The sequence below is a fragment of the Embleya sp. NPDC055664 genome, assembly GCF_053618075.1.
Window position 1 is genome coordinate 57575 of record NZ_JBSHGZ010000032.1, and the last position, 24459, is coordinate 82033.

19 protein-coding genes are annotated in these 24459 nt (G+C 71.3%); 5 read left to right on the forward strand and 14 right to left on the reverse strand.

Annotation, left to right across the window (positions count from 1 at the left end; genetic code table 11):
* Nucleotides 1-42 precede the first annotated feature (42 nt).
* Nucleotides 43-246, reverse strand: a complete 204-nt coding sequence (locus tag ACWGR4_RS36335) for a hypothetical protein (RefSeq protein WP_380002209.1) — start codon at nt 244-246, stop codon at nt 43-45.
* Nucleotides 247-812: 566 nt separating this feature from the next.
* On the opposite strand from ACWGR4_RS36335, the gene ACWGR4_RS36340 reads away from it, so the two are divergent.
* From ACWGR4_RS36340 to ACWGR4_RS36350, 3 genes are all read left to right on the forward strand, one after another.
* Nucleotides 813-1733 carry a protein-glutamine glutaminase family protein gene (locus tag ACWGR4_RS36340; protein WP_452129236.1) on the forward strand — a complete coding sequence of 307 codons (921 nt, stop codon included), beginning with the start codon at nt 813-815 and terminating at the stop codon, nt 1731-1733.
* Nucleotides 1734-1797: 64 nt separating this feature from the next.
* A complete protein-coding gene (locus ACWGR4_RS36345; protein ID WP_380002211.1) occupies nt 1798-2757 on the forward strand; it encodes a LysR family transcriptional regulator in 960 nt (319 codons plus the stop codon).
* Between the two features lie 116 nt (nt 2758-2873).
* Nucleotides 2874-4379, forward strand: a complete 1506-nt coding sequence (locus ACWGR4_RS36350; RefSeq protein ID WP_452129237.1) for a S1 family peptidase — start codon at nt 2874-2876, stop codon at nt 4377-4379.
* Between the two features lie 148 nt (nt 4380-4527).
* Here the strand turns inward: ACWGR4_RS36350 and ACWGR4_RS36355 are convergent, their stop codons facing one another.
* On the reverse strand, nt 4528-5163 hold the full coding sequence (locus ACWGR4_RS36355; protein ID WP_452129238.1) for a TetR/AcrR family transcriptional regulator: 636 nt from the start codon (nt 5161-5163) through the stop codon (nt 4528-4530).
* A gap of 206 nt (nt 5164-5369) precedes the next feature.
* On the opposite strand from ACWGR4_RS36355, the gene ACWGR4_RS36360 reads away from it, so the two are divergent.
* Nucleotides 5370-6821, forward strand: coding sequence for an MFS transporter (locus ACWGR4_RS36360; RefSeq protein WP_452129239.1), 1452 nt, complete (start codon nt 5370-5372; stop codon nt 6819-6821).
* Between the two features lie 103 nt (nt 6822-6924).
* Here the strand turns inward: ACWGR4_RS36360 and ACWGR4_RS36365 are convergent, their stop codons facing one another.
* The 5 genes from ACWGR4_RS36365 to ACWGR4_RS36385 form a co-directional block, all read right to left on the reverse strand.
* A complete protein-coding gene (locus ACWGR4_RS36365) occupies nt 6925-10038 on the reverse strand; it encodes an amidohydrolase family protein (protein ID WP_452129240.1) in 3114 nt (1037 codons plus the stop codon).
* Nucleotides 10035-11618: an outer membrane protein assembly factor BamB family protein gene (locus ACWGR4_RS36370; RefSeq protein WP_452129241.1), complete on the reverse strand. Its 1584-nt coding sequence runs from the start codon at nt 11616-11618 to the stop codon at nt 10035-10037. Before ACWGR4_RS36370 ends, ACWGR4_RS36365 begins: the two co-directional genes overlap by 4 nt.
* A 173-nt stretch (nt 11619-11791) precedes the next feature.
* A complete protein-coding gene (locus ACWGR4_RS36375) occupies nt 11792-12589 on the reverse strand; it encodes a thymidylate synthase (protein WP_439680692.1) in 798 nt (265 codons plus the stop codon).
* A 37-nt stretch (nt 12590-12626) separates the two neighbouring features.
* Nucleotides 12627-13478, reverse strand: a complete 852-nt coding sequence (locus tag ACWGR4_RS36380; protein WP_452129242.1) for a class I SAM-dependent methyltransferase — start codon at nt 13476-13478, stop codon at nt 12627-12629.
* Between the two features lie 83 nt (nt 13479-13561).
* Nucleotides 13562-14521, reverse strand: coding sequence for an LLM class flavin-dependent oxidoreductase (locus tag ACWGR4_RS36385; RefSeq protein ID WP_452129243.1), 960 nt, complete (start codon nt 14519-14521; stop codon nt 13562-13564).
* Between the two features lie 96 nt (nt 14522-14617).
* On the opposite strand from ACWGR4_RS36385, the gene ACWGR4_RS36390 reads away from it, so the two are divergent.
* The gene (locus ACWGR4_RS36390) at nt 14618-15514 is read left to right on the forward strand and encodes a LysR family transcriptional regulator (protein WP_452129244.1); all 897 of its coding nucleotides are present in this window, start codon (nt 14618-14620) and stop codon (nt 15512-15514) included.
* A gap of 14 nt (nt 15515-15528) precedes the next feature.
* Here the strand turns inward: ACWGR4_RS36390 and ACWGR4_RS36395 are convergent, their stop codons facing one another.
* From ACWGR4_RS36395 to ACWGR4_RS36425, 7 genes are read right to left on the reverse strand one after another with little or no spacing between them, the layout of a single operon-like run.
* A complete protein-coding gene (locus tag ACWGR4_RS36395) occupies nt 15529-16773 on the reverse strand; it encodes a glycerate kinase (protein ID WP_452129245.1) in 1245 nt (414 codons plus the stop codon).
* Nucleotides 16770-18647, reverse strand: coding sequence for a S9 family peptidase (locus ACWGR4_RS36400; protein WP_452129246.1), 1878 nt, complete (start codon nt 18645-18647; stop codon nt 16770-16772). Before ACWGR4_RS36400 ends, ACWGR4_RS36395 begins: the two co-directional genes overlap by 4 nt.
* Nucleotides 18644-19741, reverse strand: coding sequence for an ABC transporter ATP-binding protein (locus ACWGR4_RS36405; RefSeq protein WP_452129247.1), 1098 nt, complete (start codon nt 19739-19741; stop codon nt 18644-18646). The genes ACWGR4_RS36400 and ACWGR4_RS36405 overlap by 4 nt, the downstream gene beginning before the upstream one ends.
* Nucleotides 19738-20784 carry an ABC transporter ATP-binding protein gene (locus ACWGR4_RS36410; RefSeq protein WP_452129248.1) on the reverse strand — a complete coding sequence of 349 codons (1047 nt, stop codon included), beginning with the start codon at nt 20782-20784 and terminating at the stop codon, nt 19738-19740. The genes ACWGR4_RS36405 and ACWGR4_RS36410 overlap by 4 nt, the downstream gene beginning before the upstream one ends.
* Complete coding sequence (locus ACWGR4_RS36415) at nt 20784-21731, reverse strand: ABC transporter permease (protein WP_380002226.1); 948 nt, start codon at nt 21729-21731, stop codon at nt 20784-20786. Before ACWGR4_RS36415 ends, ACWGR4_RS36410 begins: the two co-directional genes overlap by 1 nt.
* Nucleotides 21728-22696 (reverse strand): ABC transporter permease, encoded by a 969-nt coding sequence (locus ACWGR4_RS36420; RefSeq protein WP_380002227.1) that lies wholly within the window; start codon nt 22694-22696, stop codon nt 21728-21730. The genes ACWGR4_RS36415 and ACWGR4_RS36420 overlap by 4 nt, the downstream gene beginning before the upstream one ends.
* Before the next feature lie 31 nt (nt 22697-22727).
* Nucleotides 22728-24449 (reverse strand): peptide ABC transporter substrate-binding protein, encoded by a 1722-nt coding sequence (locus ACWGR4_RS36425; protein WP_452129249.1) that lies wholly within the window; start codon nt 24447-24449, stop codon nt 22728-22730.
* Nucleotides 24450-24459: the final 10 nt, after the last annotated feature.

The window sequence follows — 24459 nt, forward strand, 5'->3', positions numbered from 1 at the left end:
TCCAGCTCCGGCGCGCGGGTGTGGCGGGGCGTGGGGTTCGGCTCAGTCGTCCTGCTTGAGGCCGGAGGGCTCCTGGGTTCGGGTGTACTCGGCGATCAGGCGGGGGGCCGCAGCGTCGATGAGGAGTCTGCCGTCGGCGACGACGTTGACGCATGCGATCGGGTCGTAGTGGTGTTCGGGCAACCGCGACCGATGCTGCTCGGTGGGAAGTTCCGCGCGGCGCCCGAGAATCAAGGGAGTCGACATGGGTGTCCTGTCTTCGCGTAACCGGAAGCGCGGGTCTGCGTTCCTCGGCTACCCGGTAACTCCGCTCCCATGCCTGGAAGTTCCGACCCCACGCCCGCGGAGGACAATCAACGGGATCCCCGGAGGACGCACCACTGGAAAGTACCTCGCATGCACCTGGATCCGGCCATCCGGCCATCCGTCATCGGACCGGGCCGATCCGAACACGGCCGAGCGGAATCGCGGTTTCCGTGTCGGCCGACATGCCGGTCGCTACGCTGGGCCTCAGGGTGGACGGACTTCCGGGGGGATGATCCATGAAGCGCGATCGCGATCTGAAGAATCCGAGCAGTCAGGGCGTCGAAGCGTCGCAGGGCGAGCGAGGCCCGGACGACGACACCAAGCGCGTCCGAACCGACGCACACACCACGGTTCCCGCACCCGCGGCGGACACGCCGGCGGCAGACGTACCGGCACCCCCGCCTCACCCAGCGGCCCCACCGGAGGTCCAACCCGTACCGGGCCCCACACCCCAACCCCAGCCCCACCGCTTCACCAGGCCCGCCAACTTCCTCCTCGCGCAAGAGATGGAGCAAAGGCGCGCCGAGGCCGAGGAGGAAAAGCGGCGGCAAACGCAAGTCCGGGCCGAACGGGCCAAGGCGGAAGCCTCGACCAAGCCCAAACCGCGCACCCCGGCTCCCGTGGCCGAGCCGAAGAAAGGCTCCTCGCCGCTCCCCGATGTGCAGTTCACGGAACTGGGTCCGACGGCGATCGCCCATATGACGCCGGGGCAGCTCACGGAGGCCATCGAGGACCGTATGGACAACTTCGGCGGAGTGACCCCCGACACCCCTCTCCTGACGTTTCGTCAAACCGCGCTCGTACTCGGCAACGACCTGCCCCTGGCCAAAAGCACCATGTGCATCGGCCAGGTGCGGACCTGGCTCCACTCCCGGGCGGCCCTCGTCCCCGACGTGATCGTGCTGTGCGACGCGAAGGCGGCCAAGCTCGCGGCACCCGCGACCCCGGCACCGACCCTCGCCGAACTGACCGCGGTGTGGCGCGCACTCACGGGCGCGCTGGTCGTCCCGCGGAGCGCGACGCAGGACGGCTGTGAATTCCTCGCGCACGCCGTCTGCGAATGGTTCGAGAACACTCACCCGGACTGGGCCCGGTTGCACCTGTGCAAACGCTGGGTGGTGGCGCCCAGCGGCGGCGGCATGCACCCGCCCTACCACTGGAAGCACCACGTCGCTCCCCAAATCACGTGCGCCGAGGGCCTGTTCGTGATCGACCTGCTCCTGGGCGCGCAGGCGCCGATGGCCCACAAGGCGTGGGTGACGGCCGCCAAGGGCACCTCCGCACCCGCCGACACGTTCGATGCGACCGCCCCCTGGGAACTGCTCGGCGCTCCCGCCTCCGCGACGGCCGACTTCGTCCCCGAGACGTTGACCCCGATCGGCGCGACCCTGCGCACGAACATCGAAGCCTGCAAACGCGGTTGGTGACCAGGGCGCGGTCGACCGGGCGGCATCTTGTTCGCCGTCGCCGGTCGGCCGTACCTTGCCGGGCATGGACATGGAACTACGCCATCTGCGCACCATTCGGGCCATCGCCGATGCGGGCAGTCTGACCCGCGCGTCCGCCGTGCTGGGCCTGGCTCAGCCGGCACTGAGTACGCAACTCAAACGGATCGAAAAGGCGTTGGGCGGCGCGCTGTTCGAGCGCGGCCGCGAAGGGGTCACGTTGACTCCGCTCGGCGAACTGGTGCTGGACCGGGCCCGAATGTTGTTACCCGCTGCCCGGGAACTCCAGGAGGAAGCCGTACGGTTCGCCAATCGGGCGGGGGCGACACCCAGATTTCGCCTCGGCGGCACGCACGGACCGCTGTTCGGCGGTCTGGTCGACCGACTCGCCGAGGAACATCGCGCCGACACGGTGAGCACACACATGTCGTGGTCCAACCGGGAGTTGACCGCCATGGTGGCAACCGGGCGACTGGACTACGTACTGCTCGGCGCGTGCGGCGAGAGCCGCCCGGCGTACGGCGGGGGGCTGGCGTGGCGCGAGGTGGGCACGGATCCGGTCTTCCTGATGCTCGCGCACGACCACCGGCTCGCCGGCGAGCGAGAGGTGGATCTCGCCGCGTTCGCCGACGACAGCTGGGCCGCCGTTCCCGGCGAAGGGTGCTTCGAGGACTGCTTCTTCACCGCGTGCGCGCGGGCGGGCTTCACCCCGCGGGCGGTCTACGAGACGGACGTGGCCGCGTGCGTGTACCTCAGCCAGGTCGGCCGTGCCGTCGGCCTGTGTCGGGCGACAATGCCGCCGACGCCGGGCATCGCCCGGGTGGCGCTGGCCGGCACGCCGCTCTCGTGGCGGCACCTGATCGGCTGGCATCCGCACGCCCCCGCCGCGCGCACCGCGTCCCTGGTGACCGAACAGGCCCGTGCCGCACACGCGGCGGCGGTCCGCGAGGCCCCGGACTATGCCGACTGGCTCACCGACCACGAGGGCTACGGAACGGCGAACTGACCCCGGCCCATCAGCGCAACAGCCCGTCCATATCACCGTGTTAGGGGTCGATTGACAGGTACCTCGTCACGTCGCTCGCAGATACGTTTCTGTCGTCCCCCTCGACAGGAGTCCCCATGCGTCTCAAGCATGTCGCGGCCGCGTCCTGTGCCGCTTTGCTCACTGTCCTGTCCCTAGGCGGCACCGCAACCGCAACCGCCGACCCGACTCCCCCCTCCTCCGGCGACGACGCCCTCGTCGTCCCCGTCGGGCCCGCCCCCGCCGCCCCCGAAGGCATCGTCGAGGCCCTCCAACGCGACCTCGGTCTCACTCCGGATGTCGCCACATCCCGCCTGGCGAACGAATATCGGGCCGCCGTCCAGGAACCGCTCCTGCGCCAACGCCTCGGCGCGCACTGGGCCGGAGCCTGGCTGAGCGGCGACACCGCGCAGTTCGTGATCGCCACCACCGACCGACACGACGTGCGAGCCATCGAGGCCAACGGCGCCACCGCGCGCGTGGTTCCGCACTCGCTCGCCGACCTCGATCGGGTCCGCGAGGCACTCGACCGCTCCGCACGGCGTCGGGCCCCTGCCGACACACCGCTGTGGTACGTCGACGTCGCGACCAACAAGGTTGTGATCCAGTCCCACGACCCCGCCCGCACCCGCGCGTTCGTCGCGGACAGCGGAGTCGAGGCCGCCGCGGTCGAGATCCTGCCCTCCGCCGTACAGCCGCGCGTACTGGCCGATCTGCGCGGCGGCGACGCGTACAACATCAACGGCAACACCCGCTGCTCCATCGGATTCCCGATCACCCGCGGCACCCAGGGCGGCTTCGTCACCGCCGGACACTGCGGCCGGGCCGGTTCCACGACCACCGGCAACGGCGCGGCGCAGGGTACGTTCCAGGGATCGTCCTTCCCCGGCAACGACTACGCGTGGGTGGCCACGAACGCCAACTGGACCCCGCGCGCGCTGGTCAACCGCTATCCCGGCACGGTGCCGGTGGCCGGGTCCACCCAGTCGCCGGCCGGATCCTCCATCTGCCGCTCCGGCTCCACGACCGGTTGGCACTGTGGCACGATCCAACAGCACAACACGTCCGTGACCTACCCGCAGGGCACCGTCACCGGCCTCACCCGCACCAACGTATGCGCCGAACCGGGCGACTCCGGTGGGTCGTTCATCTCCGGCAGCCAGGCCCAGGGCGTCACCTCGGGCGGGTCCGGCAACTGCTCGTCCGGCGGCGAGACCTACCACCAGCCGGTCAACGAAATCCTCCAGACCTACGGTCTGACCCTGGCCACGGGCGGCGGCAACCCGCCGACGGGCTGTGCCGGGGCACAGAACACCTACTCCGGCACCCTCGCGTCGGGTGCCCAGGCGATCCAGCCCGACAACTCGTACTACGAGACCACCACGTCCGGCACGCACACCGGTTGCCTGACCGGACCGGCCGGCGCCGACTTCGACCTCACCCTCCAGAAGTGGAACGGCTCCACGTGGAACACGGTGGCCGAAGGCACCACTCCGGAAGCGGACGAGACGATCTCCTACAACGGAACCGCCGGTCGTTACCGCTACATCGTGCTCGCCTACAGCGGCTCGGGCAGCTACACCCTGGGAGTGAGCAAGCCCTGACCCCGACCTGACACCGCCGAACGAAACGCACAACGATTCGGCACCGCACGGGTACGGACGCCCCCCGGGACGTCCGTACCCGTTGCCGCGCCCGAAGGGTGGCCGGCCCACGCCGGAAGGCGCCCCGCTCTCGGCGACCTCGCCCGTCCTACCCCGGCGCCGGGCCGTCGGGGTTGCGGACCAGCGGAAGCAGAACCTCGTCGACGACCTGTTCGATGAACGCGTCGTCGAGACCGTCCCGGCCCGTGAGGTTCTGGTACACGACGACCGCGATGCCGACCCGGGCGATCAGCGGGGTCGCCGCGCCCGGCCGCACCTCGCCGCGGGCCTCGCCGGCCCGGAGCACGTCGAGCATCATTTGTCGGGCCGGCGCGGATACCCGCGCGCGGACCACGTCGTGGGTGGCGTCGGCCTCCGCCTTGGCCAGTTGCAGCGCCGGATCGCCGGTCACCGTACAGGCGCTGAACATGAACCGCAGCACCGCCAGCAGGTCGCAGCGCAGATCCCCGACGATCTCGACGTCGTCGGCGTTCGGGAGCCGATCGCGGAGGGCGTCGGACAGCAGCGCCTGCTTGTCCGACCAGCGGCGGTACAGCGGCGCCTTGCCGGTCCCGGCCGCCGCCGCCACGCCGTCCATGGTCAGGCCCGCGTAGCCGACCTCGAGGAGCTGGTCGAACACCGCCTGGTAGATGGCCTGTTCGAGCGCCCGGCCACGCCGCCGCACGGGCGGGGCGTCGTGACCGGTCGGCTCGTGGGTACCCGGGCGGTCGGGAGCGGAGGCCAAGGCGGATCACCTCTCTCAAGTCGTGCACCGATTATCGCCGAAGACTTGTAAGAGACCAAAGAGTCTCCTAATCTCGTCGTGTCACTAGAGACGCCAACGTCTCTAATACGGCGTTGCGCTCGTGCGCGCCGTCACCCCACGCCCGCGCCGGCATGCCGTGCCCATTGGCATGCCCGCATCCGCGACCACACTTCGGGGGAATCACCATGTCCACGTCCGCCACCGCGCCCACCACCGGGCAACCGCCCCACGAATCCGCGCCGCCCGCGCCCCGACCCGGGCTCGTACTGGCCGTCGTCACCGGATTCATGCTGCTGATCGGCATCGACGTCACGGTGGTCAACCTCGCGCTCCCGCGCATGGGCGGCGCCCTCGACATGTCGCGCACGTCCGTGTCGTGGGTGCTCAACGCCTACACCCTGGCCTTCGGCGGCTCCCTGCTGCTCGCCGGACGGCTCGGCGACGTGTTCGGCCGCAAACGCGCCTTCCTCGCCGGCGCAACCGTGTTCACCGGCGCCTCTCTACTCGCCGGCTGCGCCCCGTGGGCCTGGTGGCTGATCACCGCGCGTGTCCTCCAGGGCCTCGGCGGCGCGCTCGCGGGCCCGAGCACCATGGCCCTGATCGTCAGCACGTTCGACGGCCATGCTCGCGCCCGGGCCATCTCCTGGTACTCCGCCGTCCTGGGCGGCGGCGCCTCCGTCGGGCTCGTCCTGGGCGGCGTGATCACCGATCTCGCCTCGTGGCGCTGGGTGTTCCTGATCAATGTGCCCCTGGGCGCGCTGATGATCGGGCTCGCGGCGCGGTTGATCACCGAGCCGGTGCGGGCCCGAACCGATCGGCCACGACGGTTCGACGTCGCGGGCGCGCTGACCGCGACGGCCGGAATGGGCGCCCTGGTCTACGCGTTCATCCGCGCCGCCGCGCACGAGTGGCGCGACGCCCGCACGATCGGGTCGCTGATCGCCGCCGCCGTATTGTTGATCGTGTTCGTGTGCGTCGAGAGGCGTGCCGCCGAACCGCTCACTCCGCTGCGCCTGGCCACCCGTGGCACGCTGGCGCGCGTACTACCCACGATCACGGCGGCGGGAGCCGCGATGTTCAGCGTGTTGTTCCTGCTGGCGCAGTACTTCCAGGACGTGCGCGGCTTCGGCCCGGTCCGGGCGGGCCTGGCGTTCCTGCCGCTGATGGTCGCCCAGTTCACCGTCGCGCGCCTGTCCCCGGCACTGGTGCGCCGAGTCGGCACCGCATGGCCCGCCGTGCTCGGATTGGCGCTGGTGGCCACGGGGTTGGCGTGGCTCGGGCGGCTCGACGAGCACGACACCTATGTCGGCGGTGTGCTGGGGCCGCTGTTGGCGATCGGCATCGGGATCGGCGCGGCGATGCCGACGATGAACACCTACGGGATGTCCGGCGTCGACCCGCGCGAGTCCGGGGCCGCGTCGGGTCTGCTCCAGACCATGCAGTGGATCGGGGGCACACTCGGCCTCGCCGTGTGGGTGACCGTGTTCGGTGCCGCGACCCGCGGCGGGTCCTCGGACGGCAGCCCCGAACACGTCCTGACGCATGGCATCGCGACGGCGTTCGCGGCGGCGGCCCTGTGCGCCGCCGCCGCATTCGCCGCGGCACTCCCCCTGTTCCACCGCCGGCTTCGGGACTGACACACGATTCCCGGCGCCCGATCCGGGTCGAAAACACGAACGCGCTTTCCACAACGGCAGATTCGCGCCATCCAGCCGATCTGACCGGCTCGATGGCGGTGGATCACGGGCGGGCCGGATCCGCGAAGGGGCGGATCAGGTCCTCGGGGGTGTGCACTTCGCCGTTCTTCACCACCATGCGGATGTCCGCCAAGGCGGCGATGTCGTGGGACGGGTCACCGCCGGTGATCGCGAGATCGGCGAGCTTGCCCGGTTCGACGCTGCCCAGGTCGTCGGCCACGCCGAGCTGTTGCGCGGGCAGCAGGGTCGCGCTCTGCAGCGCCTGGAACGGGGTCATGCCGTACGTGACCATGGCCCGCAGGTTCAGGTGCAGCGCGACGGCGGTGGAATCGAGCGGCGCGTCGGTGCCGGCAAGTACCGTACCGCCGGCGGCGATCAGCCGTTTGGCCACACCGACATCGCGGCGCGCCTGCTCCGGTGTGCCGTCCAGGAACCCGCACGGTCCCCGGCCCAGCGCGCACAACACCTTGGCGTGCAACGCCTGGCGCTCCAACGCGGGGTACAGCGCCCGCACGCGCGGGTCCTGCTCGATGCCCGGGTCGTCGGCGAGCAGCGAACCGGAGCTGAACAGCGTGGAGCTGACCGGCATCCCACCGGCTGCCTCCAGCTTGACGACGTCCTCGTAGACGTTGCCGAGGGAGGATTCCCGGGCGAACCCGAACCCCCACTTGGACGGTGCGGCCAGGTGCTCCTTCATGTCGACGCCGATCCCGACGGCGGGGTAGAGGTAGTGCGAGGTGGTCGGGATGCCCAGGCGGTGTGCCTGCTCGGTGACCCTGGCCTGCCAGTCCACCCGGAATCGTTCGTAGGTCTTGACCAGGTCGTAGTCGAGCGCCCGCACCCGGGACAGTTCCAGGTCGAGTTGCCGTTCGTCGCGTACCGGGCGGGCGAACTCCCAGTTGAATCGGGTGCCTTCGAGCATCTCGCCGGTCGCGAAGAACCTCGGTCCGAGCCGGGCGCCGGAGTCCAGCGACTCGCGGTCCTCCAGCGCGCGGTAGGCGGGGTCGCCGGTCGAGCGGGTGGTGGTGATGCCGTAGGACAGCAGCAGCCGGCCCTGGCGGTCGCCGAAGGACTTCGAGCGCATCTCCTGATGGTTGTGCATGTCGGTGAGGCCGGGGGTGACGGTGAGCGTGCTCGCGTCGACGAACCGCCAGTCCTTGCCGGGGCGATGCGCACGATGGGGTTCGACGGCACGGATCCGGTTGTCCACCACCACGATGTCGACGTCGGTACGCACGTCCGGGCTGCGGCCGTCCCAGAGCCGGCCGGCATGGATCACCATGCGGGTATCGGGTTGGTCACGGGTGTAGGTGAGTTGCACGGGGATGTCGCGGGTACGGCCCGCGGCGTCGGCGGCATCCGCCGGGGCGGCGGTGCCGGCGTCCAGGGTCGTGGTGCGCAGTGTGCCGTTGTGCAGGTACAGCAGCGTTTGCGAGTCGCCGCTCCAGCTCGGCGCGTCGCCGCCGTCCCGGGTGACGCGGCGGGCCGGGCCCGTGGGATTGCCCGCCGGGTCGACCGGCAGCACGTGGATCGCGCCGTCCATGGTGAAGGCGAGTCGGCGCCCGTCCGGGGACCAGACCGGGCCGTCGTCGCCTCGGGTGGTGATCGAGCCGAGCGGGGCGGGGTCGACGATGCGGGTGGCGCCCGACGAGACGTCGGCGAGCATGATCCGGTTGCGTTCGGCGTCGTTGACGGTGAGCGCCAGGGTCCTGCCGTCCGCCGACCAGCTCGGGCGACCGGGCACGTTCGGCAGGGCCGGGGCCGGCACGGGGGTGACCGCGCCGGTGGTCGTGTCCACGGTCAGGGTGCGGTAGACCTCGTCCTGGAAGGCCAGGGTGTGGCCGTCGGGGGACCAGGCGGGAGCGAACTCGGTGCCGGGCAGGCTGGTGACCCGGCTTTCCCGACCGTCGGCGAGGTCGAGTACGTACAGGTCCTCGGTGCCGGCCTTGTCGGACGCGTAGGCGATGCGGGTCCCGTCCCGCGACCAGGCCGGGTCGACCTCGTAGAAGGCGTCCTGGGTCAGCCGTCGGGGCCGGCCGCCGATGGGCAGCAGCCACAGGTCGTTGAGCGCCTTGAACACCACCGAGCGGCCGTCGGGGGACAACGCCGGGCCGACGATGCCGCGCACGGTGCGCGGCGCGCGGGAGTCGAAGTCGTGCTTCTTGGGCGGGTAGTGGGGCCGCTTCAGTCGGAAGGTCGCGGAGAACGGCACGGTGCGGTCGGCCCCGGCGCTGCGATCGGCCCCGGCGCCGGCGGTCGTGGTCCCGTCCGTCTCGGCGCCGAGGTGCGAGACCGCGAGCCGGCCGTTGGCGCCGTAGGCCAGTTCGTCGGCGGACAACCACTGGGCCGGGAAGGGGAACACGTCGTCGTACCCGCCCACTCGGCGGATCGCGCCGGTCTCGATCTCGGCGACGGACAATGTGCCGCCGGAGCGGTCGTTTCGCACGAACGAGATCCGGCGCCCGTCCGGGGACCAGGACGGCGCGGTGACGAACGACGTGCCGGCGGCCGGGACCACGGTGCGTACGGTCCCGGTCTCCAGGTCGACGCTCTCCACCGTGTTGCCCTGGACGTAGGCGATGGCGCGACCGTCCGGCGACCAGGTGGGCTGGGTCTCCTGGGTCGGCGTGGTGGTGACCCGGCGCGGTTCGCCGCCGCGCCTGTCCACGGTCCAGATGTCCTGCCCGCCGGCGCGGTCGGACACGAACGCGATCCGGGTGCCGTCCGGGGACCACGCGGGATGCAGGTCGTCGTGGTCGCCGAAGGTGAGCTGCCGCGAGCCGTGGCCGTCGACTCCGACGATCCGGATGTGGAACATGCCGTCGGCGAAGGACTGCACCGCCACGCGCCGGCCGTCCGGCGACATTGCGGGCCGGAACGGGTCGAGCAGCTTGTCGGCGATCGGCGTCGCGGTGCCGCCCTCGCGGGGCAGCGAGAACAGTTGCCCCTGGAGATCGAGGACGAACGGACCGTTTCCGGGGGCCGCCGCCACGGCGAGGTTGGTGCCCTCGGTGACCGTGACCTCGGTGGTATCCGCCGCCGGATCGGTCCCCTGCGGCTTCCCGGCCGCCGCGGTGGTGGTGGCGATCAATACGACGGCCAGGGCGCACACCGGCGCCGCGCGGGAAAAGCGTGGACGCCGCATGGCGCGGCTCACAGCCCGAAGGCGAGCAACACGGTGCCGTGCTCGCTCGGATAGCCGGGGTAGTAACCGGACTGGACGTACAACATGCCGTCGGCGATCACCGCGCCGCCGTTGCCCGAGATCGCGCTGCCGAATCCGGTGAGGCCGTTGACCCCGGCGAAGTCGCGAATGGTGTCGAAGGTCCACAGGACCTTGCCGTCACGAGCGTCGTAGATCCGCATCTTGCCGTCGTTGCTTCCCTCGTACACGAGCCCGTGGGTGCTGCTGACGGCCGGGGTATGCGCGAGTCGGCATACGTTGGGGAACTTCGCGGCGCCGCCCGTGGTGCAGCCGTCGGCCGGATTGGGCGTCTGCCATCGCACGTCGCCGTTGGCCGGGTTCAAGGCGAACAGTGTGCCGGGATTGGCCTGATAGGTGGCCATGTACAGGGACTTGCCGTCGTAGCTGCTCCCCCACTGCAGCCCGGAGAGCCCGCCGCCGGGCATCGGCACGGACAGTTGCCGGCGCCACTTGACCTCGCCGGTGCGCGCGTCGAACGCGTGGTAGACGCCGCTCTTCTGGCCGACGCCGACCATGGTGCGCCCGTTGACCCTGAACAGGTTCGGGGTCGCGCCGATGTCGAAGTCCAGTGCGGTGCCGTCCCGTTGCCCCGGGCAGTACCCGTCGTTGTCCGGGAAACCGCACAACAGTCGCCAGGTGTCGGCCTTGGTCACCTGCTGCTTCCAACGCACCGCGCCCGAGCGCGCGTCGAGCGCGAGCAGCGAGTCGAAGTCGCCGGTGGTGCCGGAGTAGAGCTGGCCGGTGCCGACGTACAGGGTGTCGGTGCGCGGATCGATGATCGGCGAACTCCACACGCCCGCGCCGGACGGCTCGAAGCGGGTCGCCCCGCTGGGCCAGGTACCGACCGCCTGGGGTTCGGGCACCGTGTAGTGGCGCCAGGCGAGTTCGCCGGTGTCCGCGTCGAAGGCGTCGATGTGGCCCCGGAAGGTGCAGCACGGATAGTTGCGATCCGGGTTGATGTTCTCGCCACTGGACGCGCCGACGTAGATGCGCCCGTTGTGGTAGACGGGCGAACTGGTGTGCATTCCGGCCGCGTGCGGTTCGGTGTTCGCGGCCCAGGCGACTCGCCCGGTCCTGCGGTCGAGTGCGTACAGGAAGCCCCGGTTGTCGCCGAAGAAGACCTTGCCCCGCGCGACCGTCGGGCCGTCGATGACCACGCCGTTCGGATCGACCGTGTTCAGGTCGAAACTCCACTCCGTGGCACCGGACTTGGCGTTCAGGGCATGGAACTTCCCATCGGGACTGCCGAAGTAGATCGAACCGTCGACCACGGCGGGCTGGCTCTTCGCCGGGAAGCCGGTCTTGGAATAGGCGAACGCCCACTTCAGGTTCAGCTTGCCCGCGGTGTGCGCATTGATCCGCCACTCCGCCGCGTTGTGCCGGGAACCGGTGCGGTCCCCCTGCCAGGTCGGCCAGTCGCCCGGACGACCGTACGATTCCTCGGCGCCGTCGGCGGCCCCGGTGCCGGAGAACAACAGCGCCGCGACGGCGACCATCGCTGCGATGCGTCCTCTCCCCTTGAACACAGGCACGTCCACTCCCGTCCTGAGGCACTGGCGAGTCACGAGTCGCCTCAGGTTTCCGTCATCCGACATCGTGTGAACCATGCCGAAAGGGAGATGGGGTCCGCGCTATGTCGCGGCGCGGCGTGCCCGGCCCCAGTCCGCGCCGGGCCGGGGCGGGGCGGTGGACGCCGCCGCGGGGGTCAGATCGCGACCGGGGCCTTGATGGCCGGGTGGTGGCGGTAGTCGACCACCTCCACGTCGGCGTAGGTGTAGTCGAAGAGGGAGTCGGCTCGACGCAGGCGCAGGGTGGGGAACTCGAACGGGGTGCGGGAGAGCTGCTCGGTCACCTGCTCGACGTGGTTGTCGTAGATGTGGCAGTCGCCGCCGGTCCAGATGAAGTCGCCCGGTTCGAGGTCGACCTGCTGCGCCACCATGTGGGTGAGCAGGGCGTAGCTCGCGATGTTGAACGGGACGCCGAGGAACAGGTCCGCGCTGCGCTGGTACAGCTGGCAGGAGAGTCTGCCGTCGGCGACGTGGAACTGGAAGAAGGCGTGGCACGGCGCGAGGGCCATGTTCGCCAGCTCGCCGACGTTCCAGGCGGAGACGATCATCCGCCGGGAGTCGGGGTCCCGGCGCAGGGTGTCGAGCACCTCGGCGATCTGGTCGATGTGCCGGCCGTCCGGCGTGGGCCAGGTGCGCCACTGGACGCCGTAGACGGGTCCGAGGTCGCCGTTCGCGTCGGCCCATTCGTCCCAGATGGTGACGCCGTGCTCCCGGAGCCAGCCGACGTTCGAGTCGCCGCGCAGGAACCACAGGAGTTCGTACACGATCGACTTGAGGTGCACCTTCTTGGTCGTGACCAGCGGGAATCCCCGCGAGAGGTCGTAGCGCAGTTGGTGCCCGAACACACTTCGGGTACCGGTGCCCGTCCGGTCGGCTTTGGCCGTCCCGGAGTCGAGTACCAGGCGCAACAGGTCTTCGTACTGGGTGTCTGACACAGCCGTCGAGTCTATGGGCCGTCCGCGCGGCGCGATGTCAGGGGCGGTGGGCGGTGACGAGCCAGGCGTGGGAGTCGAAGTACACGCCGGTGCCGGTGTCGTGGGCGGCCAGGGTGGCGCGTAGGCGGGTGCGGGCCTGCTCCGCCGTGGTGGGGTCGAGGCCGGCGAGGCGGTCGTCGAATTCCTTCAGACGGCGGACGGCCTCGAAGGCGGTGGCGCTGTCGGGGCCGTAGTAGACGGGTTCGTGTACGTCCGTGAAGGTGACGTCGGTGAAGCCGGCGGCCGTCAGGACACGTTCGGTGACGGCCGGGTCGGCGAGGGAGAAGGCGTCCGGGCCGCCGGTGGGCGGGGTGGGTGCGGGCGTCGCGTCGGGGAGGCTTCGGCGGATGGCGGTGGCCCATTCGTTGTGGTCGCGGTCCTGCCAGACCAGCAGTACCAGGCGGGCGGCCGGGCGCAGGGCGCGGCCGATGTTGGTGAAGGCGGCGACCGGGTCGGCGAAGAACATGGTGCCGAATCTGCTGATGCAGGTGTCGAAGTGTGCCGGGGGGAAGCGGTGGGTCTGGGCGTCGGCCTGTTCGTAGGTGACGTTGGTCAGTCCCTGGTCGTGGCTGAGCCGACGGGCCTGGTCGAGCATGCGGGCGGAGACGTCGACGCCCAGCGCGCTGCCTGCGACGGCGGCGCGGGCGGCCTCGCGGGTGGTCCGGCCCGTGCCGCAGCCGATGTCGAGGACGTGGTCGCGGGGGCCGATGCGGGCGGCGGCGCGGAGGTGGTCGTTGTGCGGGCGCAGCTCGGCGTCGTAGTCGAAGAGGTTGGTGTCTCCGGTGGGATGTTCGTCGGCGGGCGGCCGGGTGTCGGGCGCTGTCCGGGTGGGGCGGTTCCGGTCGGGCATGGTTGTCACCGGCTTCTTTCGTCACGGGTTTCGATGTGTTCGACGGGTTTCGATGTGTTCGTCGGCACGTGGGAGGCGGTGCCTCAGGGCCGTATCGGGCCGTCGCGGAGTACGCCTCGCACCTGGTCCACCGACACCGTCTCCGGCGCGAACTCCGCCAGCCACCACGTGGCGCCCGCGTCGGCGTAGGGCGTCGGGTCGGTGCCGGACGGGAGGGCTACGGCGATGTCGTACGGGGTGGTACTCGGCGGGCGGAGGTCGGCGAGGGTGGCGACGATGTCGGCGAGACGGTCCGGGTGGTCGAGGTTGATCGGGAAGAAGCCGTCGTGCCGGGCGGCGCGGCGCAGCGGTTTGGCGTTGCCGGGGAATCCGGCCGCCCATACCGGTATGCCGGGCCGCTGCACCGGTCGGGGCAGGAAGGTCATGTCGTCGACGGTGTAGTGCCGGCCGTGGTGCCGCACCGGGTCGCCGGACCACGCGGCGGTGAGGATCTCCAGCGACTCGTCGAGCATCTGCCCGCGCCGCACGGGGTCGGTTTCGTCGCCGGTGGCGCGCAGTTCGTCGGCGAAGCGGTCGCTGCCGAGACCGACGCCGAGGGTGAGGCGGCCGCCACCGAGCCGGTCGAGCGTCGCGGTTTCCCTGGCCACCTTGGTCGGCCGGCGGCGGGCGAGCGGGGTGACCATGGGGCCGAACCGAAGGGTGTCGGTGGCGGCGGCGATCGCGGTCAGCGTGATCCACGGGTCGGCCACGTCGCGGATCGGCGACCGCCAACTCAGGTGGTCCCAGACGAACAGGCCGTGCCAACCGGCCTCCTCGGCCTCGGCGGCCAGGCGGGCGACCACCGCCGGTTCGGCCAGCTTGTCGAACAGCGGCAACCACAACGCCGAACGCAGCCCGCTCACGGCCGGCCGCCCCGGGTCCGCGGGGGCGGCGGGGGCGGCAGGGGCGGCGCGGTCCGCGCCGGTCTCGACGTGCGACTCGGCGTCGGGGGTCTCGGCCGGCTTGTCGTCGTGGGTGGTCCGAGGGGTGTCGTGATCGCTCATGTGGGCCACGCTAGACCGGGGATTCCATCGCGAAAAGCGATGGTTTCCGATCGACTCGATCGCTTCAGGCGATGTTCACGGACTAGGGTGAGGCCCATGCGGGACATGGAGTTGCGGTATCTCGCCGCGATGGCCGCCGTCGCCGACGAGGGCTCGTTCGGGCGGGCGGCCGTGCGGCTCGGATACACCCAGTCGACGGTGAGTCAGCAGATCGCGGCCCTGGAGAAGGTCGTCGGAGGTGCCGTGTTCGACCGGCCCGGCGGGCCGAAGGCGGTGCGGCTGACCCCGCTCGGCGTGGTGGTCCTGGAACACGCCCGTGCACTGCTCGCGCAGGCCCGGGCGATGACGGCCGCCGTGGACCGCTTCAAGGCCGGCGACGGCCGGGTCGACATCGGCACGTTCCAGAGCGTGTCCAACGTGATCCTGCCGCCGATCGTCCGCACGCTGCGGGACGAGCACCCCGGCTGCGACATCAGGCTGTTCGAGGAGGAGGCCGACACGCCGCAACTGCGCGACCTCGACCTGATGTTCTTCGACGGCCGCGGCGACGGCGACGTCGAACACCTCAAACTGCTCGACGATCCCTACGTGCTCGTGGCCCGCCGCGGCACCTTCCCCGACGGCCCGGTACGCCCGGCCCACCTCGACGGCGCGCCGATGGTGGCGCACCCGCCGATCTGCGACCAGGCCCGGATGGAGCGGGAACTCGCCCGCCGCGGCGTCCGGCCGCGGATCGTCTTCCGTACCGCGGGCAACGAAAGTGTGCTGTCGATGGTGCGCGCCGGCATGGGCTCGGCGATCCTGCCCCGGCTCGTCGTGCACGGCGGCGACGTCCGCGCCGACGACACGCTGTGTCTGCACGAACTGCGACCCTCGCTCCCGGCCCGCGAGATCTTCCTGCTCTGGCAGGCCGGCCGCACCCACTCCCCCCTCGCGACACGGGCCATCGAGATCGCCGTGCGGGTCGCCGACACGATCACCCGATCCGGGTAAGCGCATCGGATCGCCTACCCCGCGCCCGGTGCCGCCCGCGGGTCGGGCAGGTGTTCGTGGGCGATCACCCGCCCCATCGCGCGCAGCAGCGAGGCGGCCTCGGCGATCGAGCGGGCCGGATCGGGTTCGAGGCTGCCCAGGCTGTAGCCGGCCAGGAACCCCGCCGCGACAACCTGGTCGCGGGTCAGGCTCAGCCGCCCGCACACGGCGACGACCGGCACGCGGGCGAGGCCGGCACGGCGGGCGACGCCGAGTGGGGCCTTGCCCTGGAGCGTCTGTGCGTCCATCGCGCCCTCGCCGGTGACGACCAGCGTCGCCGCGCGCAGTTCCCGGTCGAGCCCCACCGCGTCCAGGACCAGGTCGACGCCCGGGCGGCGCCGCGCGCCCAGGCCGACCAGCGCCCCGAAGCCCGCGCCACCGGCGGCTCCCGCACCGGGCAGCGTCGCCATCCGCGTGGCACGCGCACCCACGGTCGCCGTCAGGACGTCGAGCAGTCGCCCGAGGCCGGCCTCCAGCACGGCGACGTCCTCGGGCCCGGCACCCTTCTGCGGGCCGTACAGGGCGGCGGCCCCGCCGGGCCCGAGCAAGGGCGCGTCCACGTCGCCGGCCACCACGAACTCGGTGGCCGCCAACCGCGCGTCCAGGCCGGACAGGTCGGCGCCGGCCAGGCCGAGCAGACCCGCGCCGCCGTCGGGTATCGCCCGCCCGTCGGCGGCGGTGAACCGGGCCCCCAGGGCGCCGAGCAGGCCCACTCCCCCATCGGTACAGGCGCTGCCACCCAGGCCCAGCACGACGGTGCGCGCGCCGGCATCCAGCGCGGCCCGCACCACCTCGCCCGCTCCCCGACTGCTCGCGGTGAGCGGCGCCGGGACGTGGTCGGGCAGCAGCGACAGGCCGCAGCTCTGGGCGAGTTCCACCACGGCAGTGGTGCCGCGATGGGCGAAGGCGGCGCGGACGGGCCGGCCGGTGGGCCCGCCGACGGTGACCACCCGGCGCCGGAATCCGCGCCGGACCAGCGCGTCCACGGTGCCCTCGCCACCGTCCGCGACGGGCAGTTCCGCGACCGACAGGCCGGGGCGGGCCCGGCGCAAACCGGCCGCGAGGTGCCGGGCCACCTCGGTCGCGCCGAGCGAGCCCTTGAACTTGTCCGGAGCGAGCAACACATGGGGCACCGGCTCCCCGAGCGCCCGCGCGCCCGGCGCGGCGTCGGTGCCGCCGTCCGGGTCACGCGTTCGCGGCACGAAGCGGGTCCCGGTCATCCGAGGTATCGCCCGGTCGGCGGCTCGACGGGACCCCGCGACCAGGGCTCGCCGCGCAGGGCGGCCTGTACCAGGTCCATCAACTGCTGCTGGTCGTCCACCTCCTGCCGGCGGCTGCTGGTCTCGTGGCCGCCGCTGAACCAGTCCAGCCGGACGTCCCCGCCCGCGTCCTGGAGGGCCTTGGCGTACCCGTACGCCTGCCTGGGCGGGGTTCGGGTGTCGTGGGTCGCCTGCACGATGCACACGGGTGCGCGTACCGACGCGACGTAGGTGATCGGCGACGAGTGCCGGAAGCGGTCCGGGTCGAGGCCGGGGTCGGCGCCGAAGAACGCCTTCCAGGCCGCGCGCAGCGCCGGATTCATGTCCTCGTACGCGCCCACCCAGTCGGCCATCGGCACGAAGGCCATCGCCCCCGCGAACAGCTTCGGCGACCGGCCGACGGACAGCAGCGACAGGAAACCGCCGTAGGAGGCGCCGGTGACGAAGACCCGGTCGGCGTCGGCGACGCGGTCGGCCACCAGTCGGCGCACCGCAGACTCGATGTCCTCCAGTTCGCGGTCGCCGATGGAGCCGATGAAGCCTTCGCGGAACCGGCGGCCGAAGGTGACGGATCCCCGGTAGTTCAACGACGCGTACGCGACCCCCGAGGCGACCCACGCCTGCGCCTGCGGGTTGTAGGAGTCGACGGATACGAGGTTCGGACCGCCGTGCAGATTCAGCACCAGCGGCAGCGGCCCCTCGGTGTTCGGGGGCCGGCACACCCACAGTTGCAGGGGGGTGCCGTCCGTGGAGTACACGATGACCGAGTCGGCCCGCACACCCGGCACCGGGGGCGTGGCCGGATCGACCGCGGCGACCTCGCCCGTCGAGCGGTCCACGTACCGGACCGTCAGGGGCTGGTCGAAGCGCTGGTGCAGCAGCCGGATGCGTCCGTCGGCGGCGTAGTGCGAGGCCCACTGGTTCAGGTGGGCCGCGGCGACGTCGGGCTCGAAGTACGCCCCGTCCGGGTGCGCGATCGCCGTCAACTCCCGTCGGAGCAGGTCGAATTCCAGGATTCGGTGCAGGCCGCGGTCGACGTGCGCGAGCAGGATCCGGGTGCCGTCGTCGGACCAGTCCAGCGCGACCAGGTCGCCGTGCAGATCCGGGGCGTCCACGTCTATCCGGCCGCCGTCGGCGGGGTCCCAGACGCACGGACGGGCGAAGCCGGTGCGTTCGGTCGACACGAGCAGGCGGTCGTCGCCCGCGACCGGGGAGAACCGTACCGCTCGCACGGGTGCCTCGGGCCCGTCGGTGAGCCGGCCGAGCATCGCTCCCGTATCGGTCGCCACGACGGTGACGGCGAAGCGGCGCACGCCGGGGTTGTGGTCGGTGGTGTCGATGCTCGCGATCCGCCCGTCGGCGGAGATCAGGCCGTTCCACGCCTCGTGCGGGGAGGTGAACAGCCGCCGGGGCGCGGGGGTACCGCGGTCGTGCAGGTGCCAGAGGCTGAAGCCGTCGGGGGCCGCGGCGGTGATCACGATGTCGTCGCCTTGCCGGGCGGTGTCGATGCCCCGGAGGGCGTAGGGCGCGAGGTCGGGGGTCAGGTCGCGGCGGTCGGTCCCGTCCACGGAGGTGGCCCACACGTGCCCAACCTCGGAGCCGTTGTCGTCGTGCAGGCTGAGCACTCGCTCGCCGTCCGCGCTGAGCACCGCCTCGCCCGGGTCGCCGACGTCGCCCGGGAGGGGCAGGCCGATGCCTCGCTCGGCGTCCCAACGGGCGAGCGTCCGGCCCTGCTCGGTGTCCTCGACCACCAGGCACTGGTCGCGCTCGCCCCGGCCGCGGCGCATGGACAGGATGCGGTCGGCGGTGAAGAAACGATGCCAGGACGCGGTCATGAGGCGGGCCTTTCGGGGGTGTCGGCGTGCGGGTGCGGCGCGGCGGGGGTGCCGCGGCTCGGGCGCGGCGCCGCGAGCGCGTCGAGGCTCGGGCGCGCCGCGCCGGACGGGTCGGGGTCCGTGTCCGGGAGGACTTCGGGGAAGTGGCAGGCCGTACGGTGTCCGTCGCCCGACTCGGCGAACGGCGGGGTCACCTCCGCGCAGATCTCCCGCGCCTTCCAGCAGCGGGTGCGGAACCGGCAGCCGGAGGGCGGGGCCAGCGGACTGGGTATGTCGCCTTCCAGCACGATGCGCTTGCGGGTGCGCTGGATCCGTGGGTCCGGGATCGGCACGGCGGACAGCAGCGCCTGCGTGTAGGGGTGTCGCGCGGCCTCGAACAGGGCGTCCACCGGCGCGTGTTCGACGATCCGGCCGAGGTACATCACCGCGACCTCGTCGCTGATCTGGCGGACCACGGACAGGTCGTGGGCGATGAACAGGTAGGTCAGCCCCAGCTGTTCCTGAAGGTCTTCCAACAGGTTCACCACCCCGGCCTGGACGCTGACGTCCAGTGCGCTCACCGGTTCGTCCAGGACCAGGACGTCGGGTTCCACGGCCAGGGCCCGGGCGATCCCGATGCGCTGGCGCTGCCCGCCGGAGAACTGGTGCGGGAAGCGGTGGGCGTGCGCGGGGTCGAGGCCGACCAGGTCGAGGAGTTCGTGCACCCGCTCGCGTTCGTGCCCGGGGTGCAGGCCGTGGATCCGCAGCGGCTCGGCGAGGATGGCCTGCACGCTCATCTGCGGGTTGAGCGAGGAGTAGGGGTCCTGGAAGACGAGTTGCACCCGGCGGCGCAGGTCCGACAGGGCCCGCCGGTTCGCGGTGGCGATGTCGGTACCGTCGAGCAGGACCCGGCCGCCGGCGGGGGTGACCAGGCGCACCAGGCAGCGACCGAGGGTGCTCTTGCCACAGCCGGTCTCGCCGACCAGGCCCAGGGTGCGCCCGCGCGGGATGACGAAGTCCACGCCGGAGACGGCCTGTACGACGGCGGCGTTGCGGCCGCGGCCGGTGCGATACTCGGCCACCAGTCCGGTGACGTCCACCGCGGTCGTGGTCATCGCTTCACGCTCCCGATCTCGTGGTGGCGCACGCAGGCCGTGGTGTGCGTCGCGTCGACGGCCAGGAGTGGCGCGTCGGGCTCGCCGCAGACCGAGGGCACCGCGTGCGCGCAGCGGGGCTGGAACGGGCATCCGGTGGGCCGTTCGCTCGGCAGTGGCGGCCGTCCGGGGATCTGCGCGAGTCGTTCGGCGCGCCGATCGATGCGCGGCAGCGACCCGAGCAGGCCGGTCGTGTACGGGTGGGCCGGGTGGTAGAACAGCGGATCCACCGGGCTTTCCTCGAGTTTGCGACCGCAGTACATGACCATCACCCGGTCGGCGATGCCGGCGACCACCCCCAGGTCGTGGGTGATCAGCAGGACGGAGGTGTGGGTGCGGTCCTGGACACGTTCGATCACGTCGAGGACCTGGGCCTGCACGGTCACGTCCAGGGCCGTGGTCGGCTCGTCGGCGATCAACAGGGCGGGCTCGTTGGCGATGGCCATCGCGATCATGACGCGCTGACGCATGCCGCCGGAGAGTTCGTGCGGGTAGCGATCCACCCGCTCGCGCGGGGAGGCGATGCCGACCAGGTCGAGGAGGTCGACGGTGCGCTCGCGCAGGGTCCGGCGATCCCGGCTCGCGTCGTGTACGCCGACGGCCTCGGCGACCTGTGCGCCGATGGTCATCATCGGGTTGAGCGCGGCGAGCGCGTCCTGGAAGACCACGGCGATCTGCTTGCCGCGGATCGGGCGCAGTTCCCGGTCGGAGAGGTCGAGCAGTTCCCGGCCGTGCAGGCGTACCGATCCCTGGGCGCGGGCGTTGCGCGGGAGCAGGCCCATGATCGCCATGGTGGCGGCGCTCTTGCCGGAGCCGGACTCGCCGACGATGCCCAGGGTTTCGCCGGGGGCTACGTCGAAGGAGAGGCGTTCGACCGCGACCACCGGCCCGGAGTCGGTCCGGTAGGTGACGGTGAGGTCGCGCACGGACAGCACGGGGGGCGTGTCGCCGGTCGCCGGCGCGGCCGGGTCACCGCTGGTCGTGGGAGGCGCTTGGGTGTTCATCACTGCCTTCCTTGGGGGTCGAAGGCGTCGCGCAGGCCGTCGCCGACGAAGTTGACGGCGAGCACGGTGATCAGGATCGCCAGGCCCGGTACGTACAGCAGGTAGGCCTGCGAGGTGCCGATCAGTCCGGCGGCCTGGCTGAGCATGTTGCCCCAGCTGGACTGGGGCGGTTGGATGCCGAACCCGAGGAAGCTGGTGGTGGATTCGAGGATGATGGCCGAGGCGACGGCCAGGGACACGTTGACGGCGATCACGCCGGTGAGGTTGGGCAGCAGGTGGCGCACCACGATCCGCGCGTTCGAGGCGCCGATGACCCGGGCGGCCTGGATGAACTCCTTGTTGCGCAGGGTGAGTACCTGTGCGCGCACCACCCGGGCGATCATGGTCCAGCCGAGGGCGGACAGGACCAGGACGATGGTCGTCGGGGAGGGTCCCACCGCCTGGAGTGCCAGGGCCAGCACGGCGATGGCGGGCACGATCAGGAACAGGTCGGTCACCCGCATGATCACCTCGTCGGCCCACCCGCCGGCGAATCCGGCGATCGCGCCGACGGCGGTGCCGACGACGGTGGACAGCAGCGCGACGCAGATGCCGATCGCCAGCGAGACCTGCCCGGCGAACAGCAGTTCGCTGAGGTAGTCGCGACCGAGCGAGTCGGTGCCCAGCCAGTGGCCGGAGGACGGCTGTCGGGCGCCCAGCAGGAGGTCCTGGTGGTTGTGCCCGTAGGGGGCGATCCAGTCGGCGCCGAAACATGCGATCGCCAATGCGATCAGGATGAACAGGCCGACGACGGCCAGGCGGTGGCGCAGGAATCGGGCCAGGACGATCCGGTATCGGGGCTTGTCCGCGGTGCGCGCGGGTACGGTCGGCGCGGGTTCGCCCGCTGCCGGCGTCGGGGCGGTCGATGCCTGGGAGGCGGCGATCCGGGCCGCGGCGGAGTCGGTCATCGCAGGGCCACCCTCGGGTCCAGGAGCGCGTAGGCCACGTCCGCCAGCAGGTTGAAGGCGATCACGGCGACGGCCACCACGAGCATCCACGGGATCAGCACGAACACGTCGCCGGCCAGGATCGAGCTGAGGAAGAGTCGGCCCATGCCGGGGATCGCGTAGATCTGTTCGGTGACGACCAGGCCGCCGACCAGGACGGCCGCGTCCAGGGCCACGACGGTGACGAAGGGGGCGAGCGCGTTGCGCAGCGCGTGCCGGAACAGGATGCGCCGGCGCGGGACACCCTTGGCCCGGGCGGTGCGCACGTAGTCGCTGCCGAGGGCTTCGAGCATCGAGGCGCGGCTGAACCGCGACCAACTGGCGACCAGTCCGATGGTCAGGGTGACGACGGGAAGCGCCAGATGACGGAAGTAGTCGAGATTGATGCCGCTCTCCCCGACCGAGTGCAGTCCGACGAAGTACAGCGGGGGTTCACTCAGGCCGAACTGCTGCCTGGGCCACACCGCCAGGACCTGGATGAGCACCAGACCGAGCCAGAAGGCGGGCATCGCGATGCCGACGTAGGACAGCCCGGTGAGCACGTAGTCCCCGGCCGAGTACTGGCGCGCCGCCGAGTAGATCCCGATGGCGAGGGCGATCACGGCGGCGAACAGCACCCCCCAGAACATCAGTTGCAGGGTGACTTCGAGCGCGGAGCCGATCATCGGCTTTACGGATCCGCTGGTCCGGGTGCTGGTGCCCCAGTCGCCGGTGACGAATGCCTTCATCCAAAGCAGGTATTGCTCGGGCACGGAGCGGTCCAGTCCGAGCAGTTCGGTCTGGCGGCGTACGGCGCCCGGATCGGTGGACTGGCGCAGTTTGGCGAGTGGGTCGAAGGTCGCCCGCACGGCCCAGAACAGGATGTACGAGGCGATCACCAGCACGGGCAGCGAGTAGGCCAGACGGCGCAGGGTGTATCTCAGCATGGGATGTCCTCGGCGAGGGATCGGGCGCCGGTCATTTCGCCAGTCCCCATTCGGCGAGGTTCCAGAACGGGCCCTGGACGGGGTTGATGCTGATCGGGCCGCCGACCTTCTTGCCGGTCAGCAGGATGTTGGGCACGGCCCCGAGCGGCAGCGACGGCACGGATTCGGCGAGCAGCTTCTCGCTCCGGCGGGACGCCTCCAGCCGGGACGCCTCGTCGACGTCGCTGCCGACCCGGCCGAGCAGCGCGTCCAGGCCGGGGATGTTCGCGCGGACGAAGTTGATGCCCGAGTTGCCGTTGGCGTCGCCGGGGATGGATGCCGAGCCGAAGCTGGCGTCCAGGGTGGGTTCGGGGAAGGTGTCGGTCAGGTTCCACAGTCCGAGTTGGAAGTCCCCGGCCGGGGCGACCTTGCCGAACAGGTTCGCGGCGCTGGTGTTCTTGATGGTCATCTTGAATCCGGCCTGACGCAGTTGCGATTGCAGGATCTGCTCGGTGAGTTCGCGGCTCTGGTTGCCGGCGAGGGAGACGATCGTGAACTGTGCGGCGCGGCCGTCCTTGGCCCAGATCCCGTCGCCGTTCTTCGCCCACCCGGCGGCGGTCATGATCTGTCCGACCCTGGTGAGGTCGCGCTGATAGACGGCGAAGTCCTCGGCGGCGAACGCGGACACCAGCGGGGACAGGAAGCTCTGCGCGGGCGCGGTCACGCCCAGCGAGCCGAAGAGTTTGCGCACGATCGCGGCGCGGTCGATGGAGTAGGCGAACGCCTCGCGCACCGCCTTGGAGTCGAACGGGAACGCGGCGTTGTTCATCCACAGTGCCTGGAGGTTGCCGGTGCGGGTCTCCACCTGCATGTCGGCGCTGCCGCCGAGCGAGTTGATCTGGGAGAGCACGTCGAGTTGCGGCGTCGGGTACAGGGCGTCGAGCTGACCGCTGGCGAAGGCTTGGAACTCGGCGGCGGTGTCGGTGGTGAACTGGAACGTCACCTTGTTCAGGTGGGGTTTGGGGCCCCAGTAGCGCTCGTTGGGGACCAGGGTGACGGAGGTGCCCCTGATCCAGGAGGCGATCTTCCACGGCCCGCCGCTGAAGCCGTAGCCGTTCTTCATCACCTCGTTGCGGTCCTTGCCCTCCAGGAGGTGGGCGGGCAGGACGCCGTACTCGGCGCCGAACAGCTGCCGCCAGTTGGCGTAGGGGGACTTGAGGGTGACGATCGCGGTGCGCGCGTCCGGGGTGGCGATCGTGTCGATGAGGTCGTAGCCGGTCTGGGTGAAGACGTCCTTGCCGTCGCGGATCTGCAGCGCGGTGTATTTCAGGTCGGCCGAGGTGATGGGTTGTCCGTCGGACCAGACCGCGGCGGGGTTGAGCGTGTAGGTGATCGTCTGGCGCCCGTCCGCCACCTCGGTGGTGGGCGTACCGGCCATCAGCGGGGAGGCGACGGGCACCCAGTCCTTGCCCCGCTGTACGACGGTGAAGACCTGCGGGATGGTCTGCGCCTGCATGAGGTAGGTGCCCCAGATGGAGCCGGCGCAGGTGGAGATCCAGTCGGCGCAGTCCGGCTCCTGTTCGGCGCCGATCACCAGGCTTCCGCCGTCCTTGACGGGGACATTGCGGATGGAGTTGGTTCCCGGCGCCAGCGCCGGCGCACCGGAGGTGCACGCGGTCGCCACGAGCACGGTCAAGGCGGCGAGGGCACCGGCCACGGGGTTGCGCACTCTTCTGGCTCTGGGCGGCCGATGGCCGGTTCGTTCAGGAATCATGGTGTTCGAC

Coding starts and splice junctions, on each gene's coding strand:
- ACWGR4_RS36335 (WP_380002209.1), bottom strand. CDS start 246: ATGTCGACTCCCTTGATTCTCGGGCGCCGCGCGGAACTTCCCACCGAG.
- ACWGR4_RS36340 (WP_452129236.1), top strand. CDS start 813: ATGGAGCAAAGGCGCGCCGAGGCCGAGGAGGAAAAGCGGCGGCAAACG.
- ACWGR4_RS36345 (WP_380002211.1), top strand. CDS start 1,798: ATGGACATGGAACTACGCCATCTGCGCACCATTCGGGCCATCGCCGAT.
- ACWGR4_RS36350 (WP_452129237.1), top strand. CDS start 2,874: ATGCGTCTCAAGCATGTCGCGGCCGCGTCCTGTGCCGCTTTGCTCACT.
- ACWGR4_RS36360 (WP_452129239.1), top strand. CDS start 5,370: ATGTCCACGTCCGCCACCGCGCCCACCACCGGGCAACCGCCCCACGAA.
- ACWGR4_RS36380 (WP_452129242.1), bottom strand. CDS start 13,478: ATGCCCGACCGGAACCGCCCCACCCGGACAGCGCCCGACACCCGGCCG.
- ACWGR4_RS36385 (WP_452129243.1), bottom strand. CDS start 14,521: ATGAGCGATCACGACACCCCTCGGACCACCCACGACGACAAGCCGGCC.
- ACWGR4_RS36390 (WP_452129244.1), top strand. CDS start 14,618: ATGCGGGACATGGAGTTGCGGTATCTCGCCGCGATGGCCGCCGTCGCC.
- ACWGR4_RS36395 (WP_452129245.1), bottom strand. CDS start 16,773: ATGACCGGGACCCGCTTCGTGCCGCGAACGCGTGACCCGGACGGCGGC.
- ACWGR4_RS36400 (WP_452129246.1), bottom strand. CDS start 18,647: ATGACCGCGTCCTGGCATCGTTTCTTCACCGCCGACCGCATCCTGTCC.
- ACWGR4_RS36405 (WP_452129247.1), bottom strand. CDS start 19,741: ATGACCACGACCGCGGTGGACGTCACCGGACTGGTGGCCGAGTATCGC.
- ACWGR4_RS36410 (WP_452129248.1), bottom strand. CDS start 20,784: ATGAACACCCAAGCGCCTCCCACGACCAGCGGTGACCCGGCCGCGCCG.
- ACWGR4_RS36415 (WP_380002226.1), bottom strand. CDS start 21,731: ATGACCGACTCCGCCGCGGCCCGGATCGCCGCCTCCCAGGCATCGACC.
- ACWGR4_RS36420 (WP_380002227.1), bottom strand. CDS start 22,696: ATGCTGAGATACACCCTGCGCCGTCTGGCCTACTCGCTGCCCGTGCTG.
- ACWGR4_RS36425 (WP_452129249.1), bottom strand. CDS start 24,449: ATGATTCCTGAACGAACCGGCCATCGGCCGCCCAGAGCCAGAAGAGTG.